Below are 18,670 nucleotides of genomic sequence, written 5' to 3'. Positions count from 1 at the left end.
CAGTAGCGCGGGTCGAGCATTCCACGCGATGTGCTCCTCTCCCGCTGGGAGTAGGGAAAACAAAGACCCGACGCCATCTAGCCCCTCTCCCGCCTGCGGGAGAGGGGTTGGGGTGAGGGCCGCCGCAAGCGCGCAGCCTTAACCTCGACCGCTGCCCTCATCCGCCCTACGGGCACCTTCTCCCGCCAGCGGGAGAAGGCAAATCAAAGGCTCTGCGTACTGAGCCCCTCTCCCGCTTGCGGGAGAGGGGTTGGGGTGAGGGCCGCCGCCGCAGGCGCTTAGCTCCAACCGCAGTCGCTGCCCTCATCCGCCCTGCGGGCACCTGCTCCCGCCAGCGGGAGAAGGGAAATCAAAGGCTCTGCGTACTGAGCCCCTCTCCCGCTTGCGGGAGAGGGGTTGGGGTGAGGGCCGCCGCAGGCGCTTAACTCCAACCGCAGTCGCTGCCCTCATCCGCCCTGCGGGCCCCTTCTCCCGCCAGTGGGAGAAGGGAAATCAAAGGCTCTGCGTACTGAGCCCCTCTCCCGCTTGCGGGGTGAGGCGCGGCGCGAGCCACTGGCTCGCGCTGGGCCGAACGCCCGAGCGCTGTGCGGTCGGGCCGGGGTGTGGGTTGGGGTGAGGGCCGCCGCAGGCGCTTAACTCCAACCTCAGTCGCTGCCCTCATCCGCCCTGCGGGCACCTGCTCCCGCCAGCGGGAGAAGGGAAATCAGAGGCTTTGTTTCTGAGAGCGTCGCCCACCCTCAAGTCTCATCGTCGCCCTCAGCGAGATCATCCGCCCCCAGCAACCGCCGCGCCTCGTCTGCCGGCAGTGTCTCCACGCCCTTCAATTGCCGCTCGATCGCGCGCGTGCGTACGCCCGCGGCGTCGATGCTGTTGCGCACCGTATCCAGCTGCGTGCGGGTCTTCTCCAGCACGCCGGCGAACTTGCCGAACTCGTTCTTGACCGCGCCCAGCAGCTGCCAGACTTCGCTGGAACGCTGTTCGATCGCCAGCGTGCGGAAGCCCATCTGCAGGCTGTTGAGCAAGGCCAGCAACGTGGTCGGCCCGACCAATGTGACGCGGAAATCGCGCTGCAGCGTTTCGAACAGCCCCGGCCGGCGCAACACCTCGGCGTACAAGCCTTCGGTGGGCAGGAACAGCAGCGCGAAGTCGGTGGTGTGCGGCGGCGCCAGGTATTTGTCGCGGATGCGCTTGGCTTCGACCTTGACCTGACGCTCCAGGCCGGCGGCGGCGATCGCCAGCGCCTCGGGATCGGCGCGGTCCTGGGCATCGAGCATGCGCTCGTAGTCTTCGCGCGGGAACTTGGCGTCGATCGGCAGGCGCACCGGTTGTTCCGGCGTGGTGCCGGGCAGGCGCACGGCGTATTCGACGCGCTCGCCACTGCCGGGAACGGTGGCGACGTTGCTGTCGTATTGCTCGATCGTGAGCACCTGCTCCAGCAGCGCGCCCAGCTGCACTTCGCCGAAGGTGCCGCGGGTCTTGACGTTGGTCAGCACGCGCTTGAGGTCGCCGACGCCGTTGGCCAGCTGCTGCATCTCGCCCAGGCCGCGCTGGACCTGTTCCAGGCGCTCGGATACCAGACGGAAGGATTCGCCCAGGCGCGTTTCCAGCGTGGTCTGCAGCTTCTCGTCCACGGTCGCGCGCATCTGCTCGAGCTTGGCGGTGTTGTCGGCCTGCAGCTCGCGCAGACGCTGTTCCAAGGTGGTGCGCAGCTCGCCCAGGCGCAGTTCGTTGCGCTGGGTGAGCTCGTTGAGGCGCTGGCCCAGGCCTTCGGCAAAACGCTGCTGCAGCTCCGCCGCCTCGCCGCGGCCCTTGCGCGCATCGTCGGTCAGGGTGACCACCAGCTGATCCAGGCGTTGGTCGGTACGCTGGGTGAGTTCGGTGAGGCGGCCGCCGAAGCCCTCGATGCGCTGCTCCTGCGCCGACGACAGGCTGTCGAGCTGCTGGCGCAATTCTCCGCGCCCCTCGCGCTGTTCCTCGCGCAGCGACTGCTCCAGGCGCCCGTCGGGCTTGCGCAGCAACAGCACGATCAGCAACACGATCGCCACCAGCACGGCGATCAACAACAGGGTCAGCAGCAGCGGGGTTTCGGCCATGGCGACAGTGTAGCCCGCTGGGTCTCAGGGGCTAAGAAGCGGCTTGCCGGGAGGGCGATCGGGTTGAGATAGTGCCGCGCATCGTCGTCGCACTCCGCGTCGTCCAAGGCCGGAAACCCGCATGCGTATCAAGTCGCTCGCGCTGCTGTTGTCGATCGCATGCCTGGGGACCGCGGCGCAGGCCGCCGAGCCGGCCGCGGAGTCCGACAGCGCCAAAATGATCCGCCTGACCCGGGCGCTGGAGCACGACCCGCTGGGCGATACGGACAATTCCATGCGCGCCTGGTTGCTGGATTGGCTGATGCAGATGCCCGATCACACCGTCGTGGTCTGCGACGCAGTGAGTCTCCCGGTCAAGGACGACCGTAAACCGAATGTCGGCATTTACGTGCTGCAGCAGATGTTCGGCAACGGCGCCTATCAGATCGAACACCCGGACGATAAGGATGCGTCCGCGCCACTGCTGGCCGGCGTCGAAAGCATGCTGCGCGCCTATAGCGCCGTACTGACCAAGGAGCCGCGGTCGCGCATCGCCTATTTGGACACGCTGCTGGAACAAGAGAAGGCTGGCACGCTCAAGCAGTACATGACGCCGATCCTCGACGAGAAATGTGCGAAGAACCGACCGTCAAACCGGACGTCCGATCGTCGCCGCGGCACCCAAGCCCATCCCCCCGCCGTTACGCCATGACCTCGACTACGCGCCAACGCCTGACCCAGACCGCGCGCATCGGCCTTGCGATCAAAGTGGCCGTGATGATGCCGGCCTTGACGGCCTGCCTGGTGGTCTTCTTTGGCAAACCCGGCGGCGAATCGGCATTCGTGGCCTGGTGCTTCGACTACTGGTGGGCGGCGCTGCTGTCAGGCGTGTTTGCCCTGGTCGTCATCGAGCTGGTGGTCGTGCTGTTCATCCGCTGCCCGCATTGCAAGTTCCGCCTCGCACGCGCGCACGGCCCGAGCTGGGCGTTCTTCGTCCTCAATGCGCACATCCGCTACTGCGCGCACTGCGGGCGGTCGCTGGACGAAGCCAAGACCACCGCCGTTCGCTAGCGCGTCGCGCCTAGCCAGCCCGGATTCTGCTTCCACCGCGCCTCCAAAAACTCCACGAACGCGCGCACCTTGGCCGGCACGTAGCGCCGCTCCGGCATCACCGCGTGCACGTCCAGGCCGGCGATCTTCCAGTGCGGCAGCACGCGCTGCATGCGGCCGTCGCGGATCTCGTCGGCGATGGCGAATTCGGGGATGCGCGCGATGCCGGCGCCGGACAGCACCGCGGCTTTCAGGGCCAGGCTGGAATTCGCGTCCAGGCGCGCGCCCAGGGCCACGCGCACGACCTCGTCGCCATGGCGCAGCTCCCAGGTGCGGCCGGTCGCGGCCAGGCTGAAATGCAGGCAGTCGTGCGCGGGCAGTTCGTCGGGGCGCTGCGGGTGGCCGCGCCGCCGCAGGTATTCGGGCGAGGCGCATAGCCAGACGCGACTGTAGGAGATCGTGCGCGCCACCAGGCTGGACGCTTCCAGCCGGCCCAGACGGATCGCCAGGTCCTGGCTTTCCATCACCAGGTCGGTGGGGCGGTCGTCCAGCTGCAGGTCCATGTCGATCTGCGGGTACTGGGTGAGGAAGTCGCCCACGTGCGGGGCGACGTGCAGCACGCCGAAGCTCATCGGCACCGACACGCGCAACCGTCCCTGCACCACTTCGCCGGTGCCGGCGACGGCATCCTCGGCCGCGCGCGCCTCGGCGAAGGCCGACTGGGCGTGGCGCAGATAGGCCTGGCCGGCCTCGGTCAGGCTGAGCCGGCGCGTGGTTCGGTGCAGCAGGCGCGTGCCCAGCCGCCCTTCCAGCGCCGAGACCTGCTTGCTGACCGCGGCCTTGGACAGGCCCAGGGCGTCGGCCGCGCGCACGAAGCTGCCCAGCTCGGCCACGCGCAGGAAGGCGAGCAGGCCGGCGAGGTCGGGGACGGGCAGGCGCCCTTGTGGGATTGTTGACATTGGGAAACAGTTTAACCACGTCCGGGCCGATTATCCGCAGGCCCGGAATCCGTAACTTGGCCTCGTCCCCACCGGTACGACGCCATGAACCTCACCACGAAGCGCTTAGTCCTCACTCTGCTGGCCGGCAGCCTGGTCGGCGCCATCTTCGTGATCGGCAAGCTGCTGCTGGGGCGCGGCCTCAGCCCGTTGATTGTTTCCCTGATCCAGACCGCGGGTGCCGCCGCGGTGCTGCTGACGGTGCAGCGCGCGCGCGGCGAACGCCTGCCGCTGGACCCGGCCTCGCGCCGTTTCTACCTGATCGCCGCCCTGATCGCGGTGGCCGGCTCGGCCCTGCTCGGCAACTGGGTGCTGGCGCGCATCCCGGCCGGCATCTTCACCGTGGTGGTCACGCTATCGCCGATGTTCACCTCGCTGTTCAACGCCCTGGTCGAACGCCGCTGGCCGTCCCCGACCGCGATGCTGGGCACCGGCCTGGGCCTGCTCGGCGTGCTGCTGGTGCTGGTGCCGCGCGCCAAATCGGTCGAGGCCGAGCAGGCGCTGGCGCTGACCGTGGCCCTGGGCGTGCCGGTGCTGCTGGCGATCGGCAACGTCTACCGCAGCCGCTACTGGCCCAGCGGCCTGAGCGCGCCGATGTCCAGCGCCGGCACGATGCTGGTGCAGGCGCTGGCGGTGCTGCCGCTGATCGCGGTGAGCGGCCAGCGCGCGAGCGTCGAGCAGCTGGCCGCGTCCTGGCCGCTGCTGCTGGCGATGGTGCTGGTGACCCTGTCGGCCAACGTCGCCGCCGCCGCCCTGCAACGCATCGCCGACTCCGTCGCCTACAGCCAGATCGGCTACGTGATCGCGCTGACCGGCGTGGTCTGGGGCGCCGTGCTGTTCGGCGAGCGCCTGGGCTGGAGCTTCGTGCCGGCGCTGGCGCTGGTGTTCGCCGGCGTCGTGCTGGCCAACCGTCGCGTCGTCGCCGCCCCTGCGGCGGTCCCCGCCAATGCCGCGCTGCCCGCTCTGAGCGGCGCGCGCTGAATCTCCCCACCCTCCATTCGGAATCCCGTCATGCGTCTCTCGCCAGTCCGTTACGCCCTGGTCTCGATGTTCGCCCTGTTCGCCGCCGCGCCCGCCCACGCCGATCTGCGCGACCCGCTCACGCGCGACAACAGCGCGGTGCTGATGGTCGACTACCAACCGCAGTTCGTGTTCTCGGTGCAGTCGATCCCGGTGCTGGAGCTGATCAACAACGCGGTCGGGTTGAGCAAGGCCGCCAAGGCCTTCGAGGTGCCGACCTTCTACGCCACCATCAGCGCGCAGCGTTTCGGTGGCCTGTTCTTCCGCCAGCTCACCGACGCGCGTCCGGAACTGACGCCGTTCGATCGCACCTCGATCGACGCCTGGCAGGAACCGCGCCTGCGTGCGGCGATCGCGGCCACGGGGCGCAAGAAGCTGCTGGTCAGCGGCCTGTGGACCGACAGCTGCGTGACCCTGCCGGTGCTGTCGGCGCTCAAGGACGGTTACGAGGTGTACGTGGTGGTCGACGCCAGCGGCGACGTCAATCGCGAATCGCACGAGATGGCGGTGCAGCGCATGATCCAGGCCGGCGCGGTGCCGGTGACGTGGATGGCGGTGATGCTGGAATGGCAGGGCGATTGGGCGCGCGGCAACACCGGCGCGCAGGTCCAGAAGATCGCCCAGGAACATGGCGGCGGCTGGGGCCAGGGCATCGACTACCACCAGTCCATGGTCGCGCCGCGCAAGTAAGCGCCCGCGCGCGCTCGACGGCCGCATCGCCACACGGCGTTGCGGCCGTCGGCGTTACAGTGACGGCTTCCTTAGCAATCGCGGCGCAGTCCACGCTCGCCGCCCGGAGTTGTCATGGCCGCCTGGTTCACCGTCGCCGCCCCCTTGATCCCCGAAATCCTGCGCCTGGCGCGGCCCTACTTCACGCGCGCGCCGCAGCAGACCAACGCCGCTGTTTCCGATGTGGTCGCGGTGCAGATCACCGAGCTGCAGGACGTGGCTGCGCAGAACGCCGAGTCGATCAAGGTGCTGGCCGCGGAGATGCAGAAGACCCTGGCCACGCTGCAGGAAGCGTCGATGACGCTGGAGCAGCGCCTGCGCCGAGCGCGGCGTTTGAGTTGGGTGTCGTTGGCGGTGGCGGGCGTATCGCTGGCGGTGGCGGTGGCGAGTTACGCGCTGGCGACCTAGCGGCGCGCGTGGCCGCGCCTGCGGCGCTTGCTGTGGGAGCGGCGTGAGCCGCGATGCCCGTGATGCCTTCTGTGGGAGCGGCGTAAGCCGCGATGCCCGTGGTGCCTTCTGTGGGAGCGGCGTAAGCCGCGATGCCCGTGGTGCCTTCTGTGGGAGCGGCGTGAGCCGCGATGCCTGTGATGCTTTCTGTGGGAGCGGCGCGAGCCGCGATGCCCGTGATGCTTTCTGTGGGAGCGGCGTAAGCCGCGATGCCCGTGGTGCCTTCTGTGGGAGCGGCGTAAGCCGCGATGCCCGTGATGCTTTCTGTGGGAGCGGCGTAAGCCGCGATGCCCGTGATGCTTTCTGTGGGAGCGGCGTGAGCCGCGATGCCCGTGATGCTTTCTGTGGGAGCGGCGTAAGCCGCGATCGCGACAAGGCGCGCGGCCGCGGACCTCACCTTCGCGCGTGCACCGCGTGCGGATTCGTGCGGATCGCAGCGACGCCGGCGGGCGATCGCGGCTTACGCCGCTCCCACAGGAAGCGAGGGCCGCGGTCGCTCTTACGAAAGCGGACGCGAGAGATCGTCGTCGTGGGCTCTTCGCGGTCGCGGCTTGCGCCGCTCCTGCAGGGCGCGGGGGCTGCGCCACGCCTGCCGGTAGCAGCAGGCGCGGCGCGGTCGGTCAGTCCAGGACGCGGCAGAACACCGCCTTGAGGTAGCGCGACTCGGGCACCTGGGCCAGCCAGGGGTGGTCGGCGCCGGCGCCGGAGACTTTCAGCACCTGCACGGTGCGGCCGGCGTAGAACGCGGCGCGGCGGACCATGTCGAGGAACTGCTCCTCGCTGACCAGGCCGGTGCAGGAGAAGGTCGCGAACAGGCCGCCGGGCTTGACCACGCCCAGGGCCAGCTTGTTCATGTCGAGGTACTTCTTCAGCGCCGGGATCACCTGCTCGCGGTCGCGGGTCATCTTGGCCGGGTCCAGGATCACCACGTCGAAGCGCTCGCCCGCGTTACCCATGTCGCGCAGGTAGGGGAAGATGTCGGCCTGGACGAACTTGACGTGGGCGTTGTTGAGCTTGGCGTTGGCCTTGGCGATGTTGATCACGTCGGCGTCGATGTCCACGCCGATCACTTCCTCGGCGCCGCGCGCCTTGGCGTAAACGCCGAAACCGCCGGTGTTGCAGCACAGGTCGAGCACGCGCTTGCCGGCGACCTGACGCGACAGCCACTCGCGGTTCTCGCGCTGGTCGGCGAAGAAACCGGTCTTGTGCGCGCCGGCCGGGTCGGCGCGGAAACGGATGCCGTATTCGGTGATCGTGGCCGGCGGCACCGCCTCGGTGCCGCGGAAGTCGAAGCTTTCCTGCTTTTGCACGTGCTCGTCGGCGAAGGCGTAGAAGCGGCAGCCCGGGAACTGCGCGCGCAGGGCGTCGTAGATCCATTCGCGGTAACGGAAGGCGCCGGCGCTGAAGTACTCGACCACCAGCAGATCGCCGTAACGATCGACGACCAGGCCGCTGAGGCCGTCGCCTTCGCTGTGGACCACGCGCCAGGCGTCGCTGACCTCGTCCAGGCGCAGCACGTCGCGGCGCAGCGAGACCGCGGCGGCGATCTTGCGCGCGAACCAGTCGGCGTCGATGGTCGCGTCGGGGTCGTTGTCGAGCATGCGCAGAGCGATGCGCGAATGGCCGTTGTAGAAACCGCGGCCGATCCACACGCCGTCGACGCCGACGACGTCGACGATGGAGCCGGGTTTGGGGCGCTGGGCGGGCTTGTCGACCAGGCGCTGGAAGATCCAGGGATGGGTGGATTTCCAGGCGTTCTTGAGGCGTACGGTAGGCAGATCGTTGTTCATCGCCGCATTTTACGCGGGTTGGACGCGGCTCCGGGGGTTTGGCTGCGGCGTGCGCCGGCCCGCGCGTCCCATCGGCGGGACAAACTGGCCCGCCTTGCCCGGCTTGTATTCGCGCCCGGCGGTGCCAATCTCGCAAACATGCACCTGCCCACTCCCGATGCCCCGCCCGACACCCCGGCCCAGCGCGCGGCCGACCGCGGCCGTTTCGTACGCGCCCTCAACGCCAGCCTGGCCTTCGTGCTGGTGCTGGCGGCCGTCTACAGCGCGCAGGGCCAGTTCGATGTCGGCGCCTGGTCGGTCCAGCCCTGGTCGCTGGAGGGCCTGCTGGGCCTGCTGACCGCGCCGCTGCTGCACGGTTCGATCGAGCACCTGGCCACCAACGCGATCTCGCTGCTGATGCTGGGCCTGCTGGCCGGCGGGGTCTACCCGCGCGCGACCCTGCGCGCCCTGCCGCTGATCTGGCTGGGTTCCGGCCTGGGCGCCTGGCTGCTGGGCAGCGCGGGCAGCCATCACCTGGGCGCCAGCGGCCTCACCCACGGCCTGATGTTCCTGGTGTTCGTGCTGGGCCTGCTGCGTCGCGACCGGCCTTCAATCGCCGCGGCCATGATCGCCTTCATGTTCTACGGCGGCATGCTGCTGACCATCCTGCCGCGCGAACCCGGCATTTCCTGGCAGGCCCACCTGGGCGGCGCGGTCGCGGGCGTGATCGCGGCCTTCCTGTTCCGCCGCAGCGACCCCTTGCCGCCGCGCAAGCGCTACAGCTGGGAGGACGAGGAAGACAGCATGGTGCCGGCCAACGACGAACTGGAACCGCCCAGCCCGCGCGAGGTGCCGGTGCTGTGGAACCGCCCCGATCCGGAGCAGGGCGTGGTCCTGCGATTTCCGCCGCGGCGCGAACCGTGAAGACCCCGGCTTAACCCGGTCGCGGCGGCAGGCTAGAGTGGCGCATCGACCGCAGCCCTTGCGGCCACAAGGATCCGCCCGATGCGCTTCGTTTCCCGTGCCCTGGTGCTGAGCGCCCTGCTGCTCGCCAGCCCGCTCGTCGCCGCCAAGGGCGCCTGCCTGATCCAGGGCCAGCTCTCCGGCATGTCCTTCACCGACTGCAGCGAAGTCGACGCGGCCAGCCCGGACGGCGCCTACAAGATGCAGTGCGAATCCAACGCCGCCTCGATCAAGTCGGTCGGCGGCAACGCCACCGCCACCGTCAGCGGCGCCTGCCCGGCCGACCCGCAGGGCATCTGCGAGAACCCGATGGGGCGCAAGGTGCGCACCTACTACTACGGCCGCAACGCGCAGACGCTGGTGGTCACCCAGCGCAGCTGCGAAAGCGCGGGCGGCACCTGGCGCTCGCCCTGAGCGCGGCGAGCGAATCGGCCATGACCTGCGCCCTGCTGGTGATCGACGTGCAAAGCGGCCTGTTCGACGGCGAACCGCGCCCGGACGACGCCGACGCCGTGATCGCGCGCCTGAACGCGCTGATCGCGCGGGCGCGCGACGCCGGCACGCCGGTGATCTTCATACGTCACGAACGCATCGGCACTCTGCTGGAACCGGGCGCGCCCGGTTGGGCGTTCCAGGCCCAGCTCGACGTCCACGACGACGACCTGATCGTCGGCAAGACCTCGCCCGACGCCTTCCTGCGCACCTCGCTGGAAAGCCTGCTGCAGTCGCTGGACGTCGACCACCTGGTGATCGGCGGCTACGCCAGCGATTTCTGCGTCGACACCACCACCCGCCGCGCCGCCGCGCTGGGCTATCCGGTGACCCTGGCCGCCGACGCCCACACCACCCACGACAAGCCGCACCTCACCGCCGCGCGCATCCGCGAGCATCACAACGTCACCCTGTCGGACATCGTCAGCTTCGGCGTCGAGATCCGCGCGCTCGACAGCGCGCAGATCCAGTTCGAACGCAGGCACCCCGGCGACCGCAACACCGCGCTGCGCTGAGGGTTGCCGGCTACTCGCTGGCGCGCACCGCCGGCAATCCGTTCGAACGCAGCTGCGCGTAGACGCTGCGGTCGCGATCGAGCTCGCCCAGGCTGGACAGGCCGCCGAGCACCAAGCGGCCGTCGCGCACGCTGACCCCGCGGAACGGGTTGTCGGTGTACAGATTGGAGCCTTGCAGATAGTCGATGCCGGGCTCGGCGTTGGGGTTGTCGATGCGATAGCCCAACTGCCCCATCAGGGCGCGGCCGAGGCCGTAGTGGCTGATCCAGCCGCCGTTGCCGGGCGGCAACCGATCGACCAGGCCGCGGCTGCGCACCAGCACCGGCACCCGCGCGACCTGCGGGGTGAGCACGTTGTGGCCCCACACGCCGCCCTCGCCCAGCATCTGGCCGTGGTCGGAGGTGACCACGAACACGCCCTTGCCGGGCAGACGTTCGAAGCGCCGGTACAGCTGCGCGGCCAATGCGTCCTGATACAGCAGCGAGTTGTCGTAGGCGTTGCGTTGGCGGGTCGCGAACGGCAGGGTCGCGGCGGTCGGCCAGCGCGCGTAACGCTGGCCGTGCTGGGCGTAGTTCTTCTCGTAGGGCAGATGCGCCGAGCGCAACATCATCACCACGAAGTTGCGCGTGCCCGGGGTGATCCGCTTGGCCATGTCCAGCACCGCGTCGTCGCGCGCCTCGATCACCCGCTTGGTGTCGGTATCGCGCGTGCGCACCACGTCGATGCTGGCCACGTCGAGCTCGTTGAGCAGGTTGCCGCTCTGCGTGGACAGCCAGTAGGTGCGGTAGCCGGCGCGCTTGGCCAGGCGCATCAGATTGGTCTGGTAGGAACGCTGCTGTCCCAGGTTGCCGGGCTCGCGCACGCCGTTGATCAGCAGCGCCAGCGAGGCCGAGGTCGCGGTGGCGCCGGCGATGCCGTGGTGCCAGCGCGCCTGGCCGTCGCGCACCCATTGCGACATCGTCGGGGTGGTGTCGCGCGCGTAGCCGGTCAGGCCCCAGTGATCGCTGCGGGTGGAATCGAAGATCACCAGCCACACGTTCTGCGGCAGGTCCTGCTCGGCGACCGGCACGCGCGCAACCCGATAGGGCTGGTACTGCAGGTCGTAGGACTGCACCGATTTACCGACCAGATTCACCGCGTAGAAGCTGAAGGTATTGATCGAGTTGTGCAGCGAGCTGCGCGCGGGCGCCGGCATGTACTGCGGCATCGCGCGCTGGCTGGCCTTGTAGGGCTTGGTCGCCAGCACCAGGGCCAGCACCAGCAGCGCGATCGGCGCGCGCGGCAGCGGCAGGCGCGGCAGGCCCAGGTTGTAGAGCGCGAACAGCAGCGCATAGGGCAGGGCGCCGGTCAGCAGGGTCGGCCAGTGCGCGCGCGCGCCCGCCAACGTGGCCTCGGCGATGTCCGGGGTCTCGCGCGGAATCATCGCCAGGTCCACCGGCGTCAGCGGCCGGCCCATCGCGGCAATGTGGCACAGCTGCAATAACTGCATCAGCGCGAACACGCTCAGCAGCGCGTTGGCGGCCCAACGGCGGCCGCCCAGCCACAGGCACAGGTGCATGAAGAACAGGCCCAGCACCCACGGCAGCTGCAGGCGCGCCAGGTTATGCGGGCTGGTGAGCTGCTGCAGGAAGTCGTCGCTGAGCATCAGCGCCGCGCTCAAGCCGGCGACCGCGATCAGAATCGCCCAAGGCCCGAGCCGGACCCGCCAGCCCGGTCCAGGAGCGGGCGCTATCGCGGTCGCGCCGATCTTCATGTCGCCACTCTCCAAACCCAAGTGGCGTTGGAAGGTAAGTAGGTGATTTCACCTACGCGTTAAGGAATTGCTGGCCCACATAGAAAGGGCACATGAAGTGCGCTGTCGCTTGCAGTGATGTGTGCGCCGTAGGCGCCGAGCCTTAACGAGGATTCAGCCGCTGCCGATGCGGCGCATGCCTGCGAGCGCAGCTAAGCCTCTGACCCAGATGAACTTCGCGAATCTCCGGCGAGCGGCCGACGGCTTCGGCTTATGATCGCGCCAACTATTTTCACGTTTTCGTCACATTGGCGATCCAGCGGCCAGCCGCGGGACGCCGCCCGCGATGCTAGCGTCGCGACCGATCACGCGACCGGAACCCCTGATGCGCATCGCCGCCGCCGCTGCCCTGCTCGTGTTCGCACTGACCGCCTGCCAGCGCGCGCCCGAGAGCGCCGGTGAGGGCTACGACGAGTCGGCCGCGGCCGATGCGCGCCGGATCGAGGCCGACGTGCGCTATCTCGCCGACGACCTGCTCGAAGGCCGCGAGACCGGCAGCCGCGGCCACGACCTGGCCGCGTTGTACGTGGCCCAGCGCCTGCGCGCGATGGGCCTGCGCCCGGCCGGCGAGAACGGCGGCTACACCCAGCGCGTGCCGCTGCTGCGCGCGCAGCGCCTGCCCGAGGGCAACGAACTGGTGATCGAACGCAACGGCGCCACCACCGCGCTGCGCTTTCGCGATCAGTTCCTGCCGCTGCTCAATTTCGACCTGCCGCAGGCGCGGGTGGAGGCGCCGGCGGTGTTCGTGGCTCAGGCGGTGCACGCGCCCGAGTTGGGGCACGACGATTTCGCCGGCCTGGAGGTGCGCGGCAAGATCGCGGTGCTGTTCGGCGGTGCGCCGGCGCGCTTCGCGCCCGACCAGCGCGCGTTCTATTCCAGTACCGACGAGAAGCTGCGCGCGCTGGCCGAACGCGGCGCGGTCGGCGCGGTGTTCGTGGCCACCACCGGCGACGAACAGACCTACCCCTGGGCGCGCTCGGCCGAGGATTGGCAGCGACCGGGCATGCGCCTGCGCGGCGCCGACGGCCGCGCGATCGACAGCACGCCGCAGCTGCAGGTGGTGGCGCGGGTCAGCGCGGCGGTGGCCGACGTGCTGCTGGCCGGCAGCGGCCATACCGCGGCCGAGCTCTACCAGGCCACCGACGCCGGCCGCCTGCGCGGCTACGCGCTGCCCGGCCGCATCGTGCTGGCCGCGCGCAACCGCATCGCGCCGTTGGAATCGCGCAATGTGGTCGCGCGCCTGCCCGGCCGCGACCGCGCCCTGACCGACGAGCACGTGGTGTTCAGCGCCCACCTCGACCACGTCGGCCTGGGCCCGCCGGTGGACGGCGATGCGATCTACAACGGCGCGATCGACAATGCCCTGGGCGTGGCGGTGATGCTGGAGGCCGCGCGCAAACTGGCTACCGCGCCGAAGGCGCTGCGCCGCTCGATGCTGTTCGTCGCGGTCACCGGCGAGGAGCAGGGCCTGCTGGGCGCGCAATGGTTTGTCCGGCACCCGACCGTGCCCGGCGCGCTGGTGGCCAACCTCAATCTGGACATGCCGCTGCTGCTGACGCCGACCCGCGACGTGGTGCCGATCGGAATCGAGCACTCCAGCCTGGCGCCGCTGCTGCGCCAGGCCGCTCAGGACACCGGCGTGAAACTGTCGGCGGACCCGGCGCCGGAGCTGAGCATGTTCGTGCGCAGCGACCAATACGCCTTCATCCGCGCTGGCGTGCCCGCGGTCTATCTCAACGGCGGCATCGAGGGCGCAGGGCTGGGCGACGATCCGCGCGCGGCCCAACGCGAGTACCTGCGCCTGCGCTATCACCAGCCCAGCGACGACACCCGTCAGCCCATCCACTACGCCGACGCCGCGCGCCTGGCCCGGCTCAACGCGCGCCTGGGCCAGCTGATCGGCGACGCGCCGCAGCGCCCGGTCTGGAATGATGGCGACTTCTTCGGCCGGCGCTTCGGTGCCGGCGCACAACCAGGGAAGACGAATGCGCATTGAGCCTGCTCACCGACTCGCACCGCTGCTGCGCTGGCCGTTCCTGCTGGCGCTGGGGTTGCTGATCCTCAACGATGCGGTGCTCAAGAGCGCCTGGCATAACGCCTTCACCGGCAAGCTCTCGGACTTCGCCGGCGTGTTCGCGTTCGCCTACTTCTGGGCGGTGGCGATCGGGCGTGGGCGCATGGCGGTGCATGTCGCGGTGGGGCTGGCGTTCGTGTGGTGGAAGTCGTCGTGGTCGACCTCGGCGATAGACGCCTGGAATGGCTTGCCGCTGTTCGATGTGGCACGCGTGGTCGACTACGGCGATCTGTTGGCCCTGGCTGTACTGCCGTTGTCGTGGTGGTGCCTGGCACGAGGTGCGCATCCGAACCCTCGCGACGGCGTTACGCCGGCCTGGCCCCAGTTGGCGGTCGCGGCCATCGCGCTGGTGGCGTTTACGGCGACCAGCCGCCCGTTGACGACGATGACGATCAAGGGCGGCGTCGTGTACCTGGTGCCGCTGTCACCGGAGCAGATGCTGCAGCGCTCACGCGACTATCTCTACGATGAGCGACACGATCCGGAGCTTTATCCGGTAGGGTTCGACTGGTCGGACTGCGCGGTCACGGCCGAGTTCGAACTGCACAGCGCCGACGCCATGACACAGATGACCCTGCGTAAGTTCACCAGCCGCAGCTGCGACATACGCGATGCCAAGCCCGCCGAACTGTTCCGGGCGATGCAACCGGAACTGCGCTCGCGCCTGGGCGCGCGGCTACTGCAACCCTACGCCATGCCCAATCACACAGAGCTCGAAGCCCGATACGGCGGTCCGCCGAGATGTTGCGAGGCTGATGAGGAAGTCGAAGCAGCGAAACCGTAGGATGCGGTGAGCGCAGCGAACCGCATCGGCGCGCATGCTCGCATTGGCGTTGCGGTGCGGTTCGCTGCGCTCACCACACCCTACGCGGCGCTGACGCAACGACAGCGCGCCATCCCTATACTCAAGCCATGAAAACGCTGGGCCTGCTGGGCGGGATGAGTTGGGAATCGACGGTTCCCTATTACCGCCAGATCAACGAGACCGTGAAGGAACGCCTGGGCGGTCTGCACTCGGCGCGGTTGCTGTTGCACAGCGTCGACTTCGCGCAAATCGAACGCCTGCAGCATGCCGGCGACTGGGAGCAGGCCGGGCGCGTGCTGGGCGAGGCCGCGCACGGTCTGCGCCTGGGCGGCGCGGAGCTGCTGGTGATCTGCACCAACACCATGCACAAGGTGGCCGCGCAGGTCGAAGCGATCTCGGGCCTGCCGCTGCTGCACATCGCCGACCCCACCGGCGCGGCGATCCGCGCCGCCGGTCTGCAGCGCGTCGCCCTGCTGGGCACGCGCTTCACCATGGAGCAGGACTTCTACCGCCAGCGCCTGAGCGAACGCCACGGCCTGGAGGTGCTGGTGCCGGATGCGGACGAACGCGAACGCGTGCATCGGGTGATCTACGACGAGTTGTGCCTGGGCACGATCCGCGAGGCCTCGCGCCAGACCTACCGCGAGATCATCGCCGGGCTGGTCGCGCGCGGCGCGCAGGGCGTGATCCTGGGGTGCACCGAGATCGGCCTGCTGATCGGGCCCGACGATGTCGCGGTGCCGGTGTTCGACACCGCGGCCCTGCATGCGCGCGCGGCGGCGTTGGCGGCGATCGAGTAAGGGAGCGGCGCGGGCGTTCGGCTTGGCGCGATGATGCGGTTCGCTGCGCTCACCGCATCCTACGAATGCGCATGCCTACGAGGTCGACCGTAGGATGTGGTGAGCGCAGCGAACCGCATCGCCACCATCGACACCATCAACGCGCCGGCAACGGCAACCCGCGGAACGCCTTGACCGTGCGCAGCACGAAGCTGGAGTTCACGTCGGCCACGCCGGCCTGGTTGAGCAGGCGGTCGAGCAGGAAGTGCGAGAAGTGCTCCAGGTCGCGCACCGCGACCAGCAGCAGATAGTCCATGTCGCCGGTCAGCGCGTGGCAGGTGACCACCTCGTCCCATTCGTTGACGAAACGGCGGAACAGCTCCAGCGCGTCGGTGTCGTGGTGGTTGAGCTGCACGCGCACGAAGGCCTGCAGGCCCAGGCCGATGCGCTCGGGGTCGACTTCGGCGCGGTAGCCGGCGATCACGCCCTCGCGCTCCAGGCGCTGGACCCGGCGCAGGCAGGCCGAGGCGGACAGATGCACGCGCTCGGCCAGCTCGGCGTTGGTCTGGCGGCCCTGGCGCTGGAGTTCGGCCAGCAGCAACAGGTCGGTGCGATCCAGCTCGATGGCGGGCATATTCGTGCAACCAAATCGTTAAACACGCAATAATCATGCGCCGTAACCGAGTTCTAGCGCAACAACGCAAGCTTATTGCGCGAATCCGGGGCTACAGTCCTAAGTCGAGCCGCGATCCAACGAATCGCGGATCCACCCGGAATCCCGCCATGAACGACACCACGCCGCAGCGCGTCGAACACCAGCTCACCGACAAGGGCTACGTGCCGGTCTATACGACCGCCGTGGTGGAGCAGCCGTGGTCGAGCTATACCGCCAGCGACCATGCGGTGTGGGCGCAGCTGTTCGAGCGCCAGCAGCGGATCCTGGTCGGCCGCGCCAGCGACGAGTTCCTGACCGCGCAGCGCGCCATGCACATGACGCCCGACCGCATCCCCAAGTTCGAAGACCTCAACGCGGTGCTGCGCGCCGCCACCGGTTGGGAGCTGGTCGGCGTGGAAGGCCTGCTGCCGGAACTGACCTTCTTCGATCACCTCGCCAACCGCCGCTTCCCGGTGACCTGGTGGATCCGCAAGCCCGAGCAGATCGACTACCTCAGCGAGCCCGACCTGTTCCACGACCTGTTCGGTCACGTGCCGCTGCTGATGAACCCGGTGTTCGCCGACTACATGCAGGCCTACGGCCGCGGCGGCGTGAAAGCGCACGCGATCGGACCCGACGCCCTGGTCAACCTGACCCGCCTGTACTGGTACACGGTGGAATTCGGCCTGATCAAGCAGGCCGACGGCCTGCGCATCTACGGCAGCGGCATCGTCTCGTCCAAGGGCGAGTCGATCTACTGCCTGGACTCGGACGCGCCCAACCGCATCGGCTTCGATCTGGAGCGAATCATGCGTACGCGCTACCGCATCGACACCTACCAGAAGACCTACTTCGTGATCGACAGCTTCGAGCAGCTGATGGACGCGACCGCACCGGACTTCACCCCGCTGTACACGCAGCTCGCCGCGCAGGGTTCGGTGCCGGCCGGCGACGTGCTGGCCGGCGACACCGTCTACCACCGCGGCACCGGCGAAGGCTGGCTCAACGACGGCGACGTCTGAGCGGGCGCGCTCACGGCGCGCCCTGCCCCAGTCGAGCGGCGCTCAGCCCCGCGCCGCGAGCGCCAACGGCGGCGGCCGTTGCGCGCCTTCGGCCGCCGCCGACAGCTGACGCGCGAGCGCACGCGCCGCCACACGCAGCTCCGGCACCGCGGTGATCTCCCACAAGCGCCCGCGCAGCAGCGGCCCCAGGCAGTACAGGCCGCGCACTGGCGCGCCGTTCGCGTCCAGGGCTTCGTAGCGCTCGGAGGCGTTGAGGCCCAGGCCCAGCGGATCGGCGCTGATCAGGCCCGATTCGCGCAGGTGCGCGATCAGCGGATGGGTGGTGCGCTCGATGTCGGTGTCGAAACCGGTGGCGCGGATCAGCACGTCGTAGGTCTCGCTGCGCACCTGGGTCTGGCCGCGCTCGCGGATCAGCGCCTCGACCGCGTCGGTGCCGCGGCGCGCGCGCAGCAGCCGCCCCGCGCGCACGGTGAGCTGGCCGCTGACCTGCAGCGCGTCCAGTTCGGCCGCGACCGGCGGCGCCAGGCGGTGGCGCACGCTCTCCCAGTACGAACGCAGGTGGCGCAGGAAGCGCGCGCGCTGCGGCTCCGGCAGGCCGCGCCAGAATCCCTGCAAATACGGACGCAGCGCGTCGATCAGGCTGCGCCAGTCGGACACGATCGGCAGCAGCATGCGCAGCGAGCGCAGCAGCTGGCCCAGGTCGTGCGCGTTCAAGGCTTGCAGCACGGTGGGCGGCAAGGCGATCGGCGCGCTGGCCTCGTCCAGATGCCGGCGCGGCAGCAGGCCATGGCGCGACAGCGCGGCGATCGGGCCGGTGTGACCGCGCCGGCGCAGGGTCGCGACCACGTCGGCCATGGTCAGGCCGGTGCCGACCACCAGCAGGCGCGCGTCCGGGGCGATGCGGTCGATCGCGCCGTCCTGCCAGGGCCAGCCCAGATAGCTGGGATGCACCGCCAGGCGCGGGCCCACGCCCGCCAGCGGCTGCGGCGGCAGCGCGCCCAAGGTCAGCACCACGCGCTCGCTGAAGAAATCGCTGCCGTCGGCCAGATGCACGCGGAAACCGCCGGGGCTGCGTTCGACCGCGATCGCCTCCTGTTCGACCAGATGCAACGTGGCGGCGCTGGTGTCGGCGGCCGAGCGCAGGCGCGCATGCAGGTATTCGCCGTACAGCAGCCGCGGCAGGAAGCTCTGGCGTGCGCGCTCGGTGAGATTGAGCCAATCGGCGAACTCGCCCGGATAGTCCGGCGTCGCACCCAGGTCGCGCGCGCGCACGTTGAGCAGATGCTCCGGTCGCGCCTCGCCGTAGGCCACACCGCGGCCGTAGCTGTCGGCCACGCCGACCAGGGTGATGTCGACGCCGGGACCGGCCTGCGCCGCCAGTTCGCTCGCCAGGGCGCTGCCGCTGAAGCCGGCGCCGATGATCGTGATCCGCATGCGCATCGCCTCACGTGGGGGGAGGCTACGTTCTAGTGGATCGCGCCGGCGGGT

General features: G+C 69.4%; 18 protein-coding genes. 12 read left to right on the top strand and 6 right to left on the bottom strand.

Going from position 1 to position 18,670, the window contains the following annotated elements:
- Positions 1-737: 737 nt before the first annotated feature.
- Positions 738-2,093 (bottom strand): DNA recombination protein RmuC, encoded by a 1,356-nt coding sequence (gene rmuC, locus ASE43_RS19650; RefSeq protein WP_057161651.1) that lies wholly within the window; start codon positions 2,091-2,093, stop codon positions 738-740.
- Between the two features lie 121 nt (positions 2,094-2,214).
- Between rmuC and ASE43_RS19645 the strand changes: the two genes are divergently transcribed.
- Both ASE43_RS19645 and ASE43_RS19640 read left to right on the top strand, forming a co-directional pair.
- The gene (locus ASE43_RS19645) at positions 2,215-2,784 is read left to right on the top strand and encodes a hypothetical protein (RefSeq protein ID WP_057161650.1); all 570 of its coding nucleotides are present in this window, start codon (positions 2,215-2,217) and stop codon (positions 2,782-2,784) included.
- Positions 2,781-3,143: a hypothetical protein gene (locus ASE43_RS19640; protein WP_057161649.1), complete on the top strand. Its 363-nt coding sequence runs from the start codon at positions 2,781-2,783 to the stop codon at positions 3,141-3,143. Before ASE43_RS19645 ends, ASE43_RS19640 begins: the two co-directional genes overlap by 4 nt.
- Here the strand turns inward: ASE43_RS19640 and ASE43_RS19635 are convergent.
- Positions 3,140-4,081, bottom strand: coding sequence for a LysR family transcriptional regulator (locus tag ASE43_RS19635; RefSeq protein ID WP_057161648.1), 942 nt, complete (start codon positions 4,079-4,081; stop codon positions 3,140-3,142). The genes ASE43_RS19640 and ASE43_RS19635 overlap by 4 nt on opposite strands.
- 84 nt (positions 4,082-4,165) lie before the next feature.
- Between ASE43_RS19635 and ASE43_RS19630 the strand changes: the two genes are divergently transcribed.
- From ASE43_RS19630 to ASE43_RS19620, 3 genes are all read left to right on the top strand, one after another.
- On the top strand, positions 4,166-5,101 hold the full coding sequence (locus ASE43_RS19630; protein WP_057161647.1) for a DMT family transporter: 936 nt from the start codon (positions 4,166-4,168) through the stop codon (positions 5,099-5,101).
- A gap of 30 nt (positions 5,102-5,131) precedes the next feature.
- Positions 5,132-5,830 carry a hydrolase gene (locus tag ASE43_RS19625; protein WP_200956290.1) on the top strand — a complete coding sequence of 233 codons (699 nt, stop codon included), beginning with the start codon at positions 5,132-5,134 and terminating at the stop codon, positions 5,828-5,830.
- A 114-nt stretch (positions 5,831-5,944) separates the two neighbouring features.
- Entirely contained in the window at positions 5,945-6,277 is a 333-nt protein-coding gene (locus ASE43_RS19620) for a hypothetical protein (RefSeq protein WP_057161646.1), read from the top strand.
- 659 nt (positions 6,278-6,936) lie between these two features.
- On the opposite strand, the gene ASE43_RS19615 is transcribed toward ASE43_RS19620, so the two are convergent.
- Positions 6,937-8,106 (bottom strand): class I SAM-dependent rRNA methyltransferase, encoded by a 1,170-nt coding sequence (locus ASE43_RS19615; protein WP_057161645.1) that lies wholly within the window; start codon positions 8,104-8,106, stop codon positions 6,937-6,939.
- Between the two features lie 138 nt (positions 8,107-8,244).
- On the opposite strand from ASE43_RS19615, the gene ASE43_RS19610 reads away from it, so the two are divergent.
- From ASE43_RS19610 to ASE43_RS19600, 3 genes are all read left to right on the top strand, one after another.
- Positions 8,245-9,009, top strand: coding sequence for a rhomboid family intramembrane serine protease (locus ASE43_RS19610; protein WP_056177320.1), 765 nt, complete (start codon positions 8,245-8,247; stop codon positions 9,007-9,009).
- 81 nt (positions 9,010-9,090) lie between these two features.
- Positions 9,091-9,462, top strand: a complete 372-nt coding sequence (locus ASE43_RS19605; RefSeq protein ID WP_057161644.1) for a hypothetical protein — start codon at positions 9,091-9,093, stop codon at positions 9,460-9,462.
- A gap of 20 nt (positions 9,463-9,482) precedes the next feature.
- Positions 9,483-10,055, top strand: coding sequence for a cysteine hydrolase family protein (locus ASE43_RS19600; protein WP_057161643.1), 573 nt, complete (start codon positions 9,483-9,485; stop codon positions 10,053-10,055).
- Positions 10,056-10,065: 10 nt separating this feature from the next.
- Here ASE43_RS19600 and ASE43_RS19595 read toward each other — a convergent pair whose 3' ends face one another.
- Complete coding sequence (locus ASE43_RS19595) at positions 10,066-11,808, bottom strand: phosphoethanolamine transferase (protein ID WP_082607396.1); 1,743 nt, start codon at positions 11,806-11,808, stop codon at positions 10,066-10,068.
- Positions 11,809-12,172: 364 nt separating this feature from the next.
- Here ASE43_RS19595 and ASE43_RS19590 point away from each other — a divergent pair, with 364 nt between their 5' ends.
- From ASE43_RS19590 to ASE43_RS19580, 3 genes are all read left to right on the top strand, one after another.
- Entirely contained in the window at positions 12,173-13,843 is a 1,671-nt protein-coding gene (locus ASE43_RS19590) for a M28 family metallopeptidase (protein ID WP_057161641.1), read from the top strand.
- Positions 13,806-14,705, top strand: a complete 900-nt coding sequence (locus ASE43_RS19585; RefSeq protein WP_157500127.1) for a hypothetical protein — start codon at positions 13,806-13,808, stop codon at positions 14,703-14,705. The genes ASE43_RS19590 and ASE43_RS19585 overlap by 38 nt, the downstream gene beginning before the upstream one ends.
- A 128-nt stretch (positions 14,706-14,833) precedes the next feature.
- On the top strand, positions 14,834-15,526 hold the full coding sequence (locus tag ASE43_RS19580) for an aspartate/glutamate racemase family protein (RefSeq protein ID WP_057161639.1): 693 nt from the start codon (positions 14,834-14,836) through the stop codon (positions 15,524-15,526).
- Positions 15,527-15,662: 136 nt separating this feature from the next.
- On the opposite strand, the gene ASE43_RS19575 is transcribed toward ASE43_RS19580, so the two are convergent.
- Complete coding sequence (locus tag ASE43_RS19575; RefSeq protein WP_057161638.1) at positions 15,663-16,139, bottom strand: Lrp/AsnC family transcriptional regulator; 477 nt, start codon at positions 16,137-16,139, stop codon at positions 15,663-15,665.
- 149 nt (positions 16,140-16,288) lie between these two features.
- Between ASE43_RS19575 and phhA the strand changes: the two genes are divergently transcribed.
- Positions 16,289-17,182 carry a phenylalanine 4-monooxygenase gene (gene phhA / locus ASE43_RS19570; RefSeq protein WP_057161637.1) on the top strand — a complete coding sequence of 298 codons (894 nt, stop codon included), beginning with the start codon at positions 16,289-16,291 and terminating at the stop codon, positions 17,180-17,182.
- A gap of 42 nt (positions 17,183-17,224) precedes the next feature.
- Here the strand turns inward: phhA and ASE43_RS19565 are convergent, their stop codons facing one another.
- Positions 17,225-18,616, bottom strand: coding sequence for an FAD/NAD(P)-binding protein (locus ASE43_RS19565; protein WP_157500125.1), 1,392 nt, complete (start codon positions 18,614-18,616; stop codon positions 17,225-17,227).
- Positions 18,617-18,670: the final 54 nt, after the last annotated feature.

This window comes from Lysobacter sp. Root983, from assembly GCF_001429345.1.
Lineage (GTDB): Bacteria > Pseudomonadota > Gammaproteobacteria > Xanthomonadales > Xanthomonadaceae > Lysobacter.
The sequence above is the reverse complement of the archived record's forward strand: the minus strand, read 5'-3'. Positions and strand labels throughout refer to the sequence as shown.

Excerpts from the sequence above, each read along its gene's own strand:
- rmuC (WP_057161651.1), bottom strand. The coding sequence starts at position 2,093 with ATGGCCGAAACCCCGCTGCTGCTGACCCTGTTGTTGATCGCCGTGCTG.
- ASE43_RS19645 (WP_057161650.1), top strand. The coding sequence starts at position 2,215 with ATGCGTATCAAGTCGCTCGCGCTGCTGTTGTCGATCGCATGCCTGGGG.
- ASE43_RS19640 (WP_057161649.1), top strand. The coding sequence starts at position 2,781 with ATGACCTCGACTACGCGCCAACGCCTGACCCAGACCGCGCGCATCGGC.
- ASE43_RS19635 (WP_057161648.1), bottom strand. The coding sequence starts at position 4,081 with ATGTCAACAATCCCACAAGGGCGCCTGCCCGTCCCCGACCTCGCCGGC.
- ASE43_RS19630 (WP_057161647.1), top strand. The coding sequence starts at position 4,166 with ATGAACCTCACCACGAAGCGCTTAGTCCTCACTCTGCTGGCCGGCAGC.
- ASE43_RS19625 (WP_200956290.1), top strand. The coding sequence starts at position 5,132 with ATGCGTCTCTCGCCAGTCCGTTACGCCCTGGTCTCGATGTTCGCCCTG.
- ASE43_RS19620 (WP_057161646.1), top strand. The coding sequence starts at position 5,945 with ATGGCCGCCTGGTTCACCGTCGCCGCCCCCTTGATCCCCGAAATCCTG.
- ASE43_RS19615 (WP_057161645.1), bottom strand. The coding sequence starts at position 8,106 with ATGAACAACGATCTGCCTACCGTACGCCTCAAGAACGCCTGGAAATCC.
- ASE43_RS19610 (WP_056177320.1), top strand. The coding sequence starts at position 8,245 with ATGCACCTGCCCACTCCCGATGCCCCGCCCGACACCCCGGCCCAGCGC.
- ASE43_RS19605 (WP_057161644.1), top strand. The coding sequence starts at position 9,091 with ATGCGCTTCGTTTCCCGTGCCCTGGTGCTGAGCGCCCTGCTGCTCGCC.
- ASE43_RS19600 (WP_057161643.1), top strand. The coding sequence starts at position 9,483 with ATGACCTGCGCCCTGCTGGTGATCGACGTGCAAAGCGGCCTGTTCGAC.
- ASE43_RS19595 (WP_082607396.1), bottom strand. The coding sequence starts at position 11,808 with ATGAAGATCGGCGCGACCGCGATAGCGCCCGCTCCTGGACCGGGCTGG.
- ASE43_RS19590 (WP_057161641.1), top strand. The coding sequence starts at position 12,173 with ATGCGCATCGCCGCCGCCGCTGCCCTGCTCGTGTTCGCACTGACCGCC.
- ASE43_RS19580 (WP_057161639.1), top strand. The coding sequence starts at position 14,834 with ATGAAAACGCTGGGCCTGCTGGGCGGGATGAGTTGGGAATCGACGGTT.
- ASE43_RS19575 (WP_057161638.1), bottom strand. The coding sequence starts at position 16,139 with ATGCCCGCCATCGAGCTGGATCGCACCGACCTGTTGCTGCTGGCCGAA.
- phhA (WP_057161637.1), top strand. The coding sequence starts at position 16,289 with ATGAACGACACCACGCCGCAGCGCGTCGAACACCAGCTCACCGACAAG.
- ASE43_RS19565 (WP_157500125.1), bottom strand. The coding sequence starts at position 18,616 with ATGCGGATCACGATCATCGGCGCCGGCTTCAGCGGCAGCGCCCTGGCG.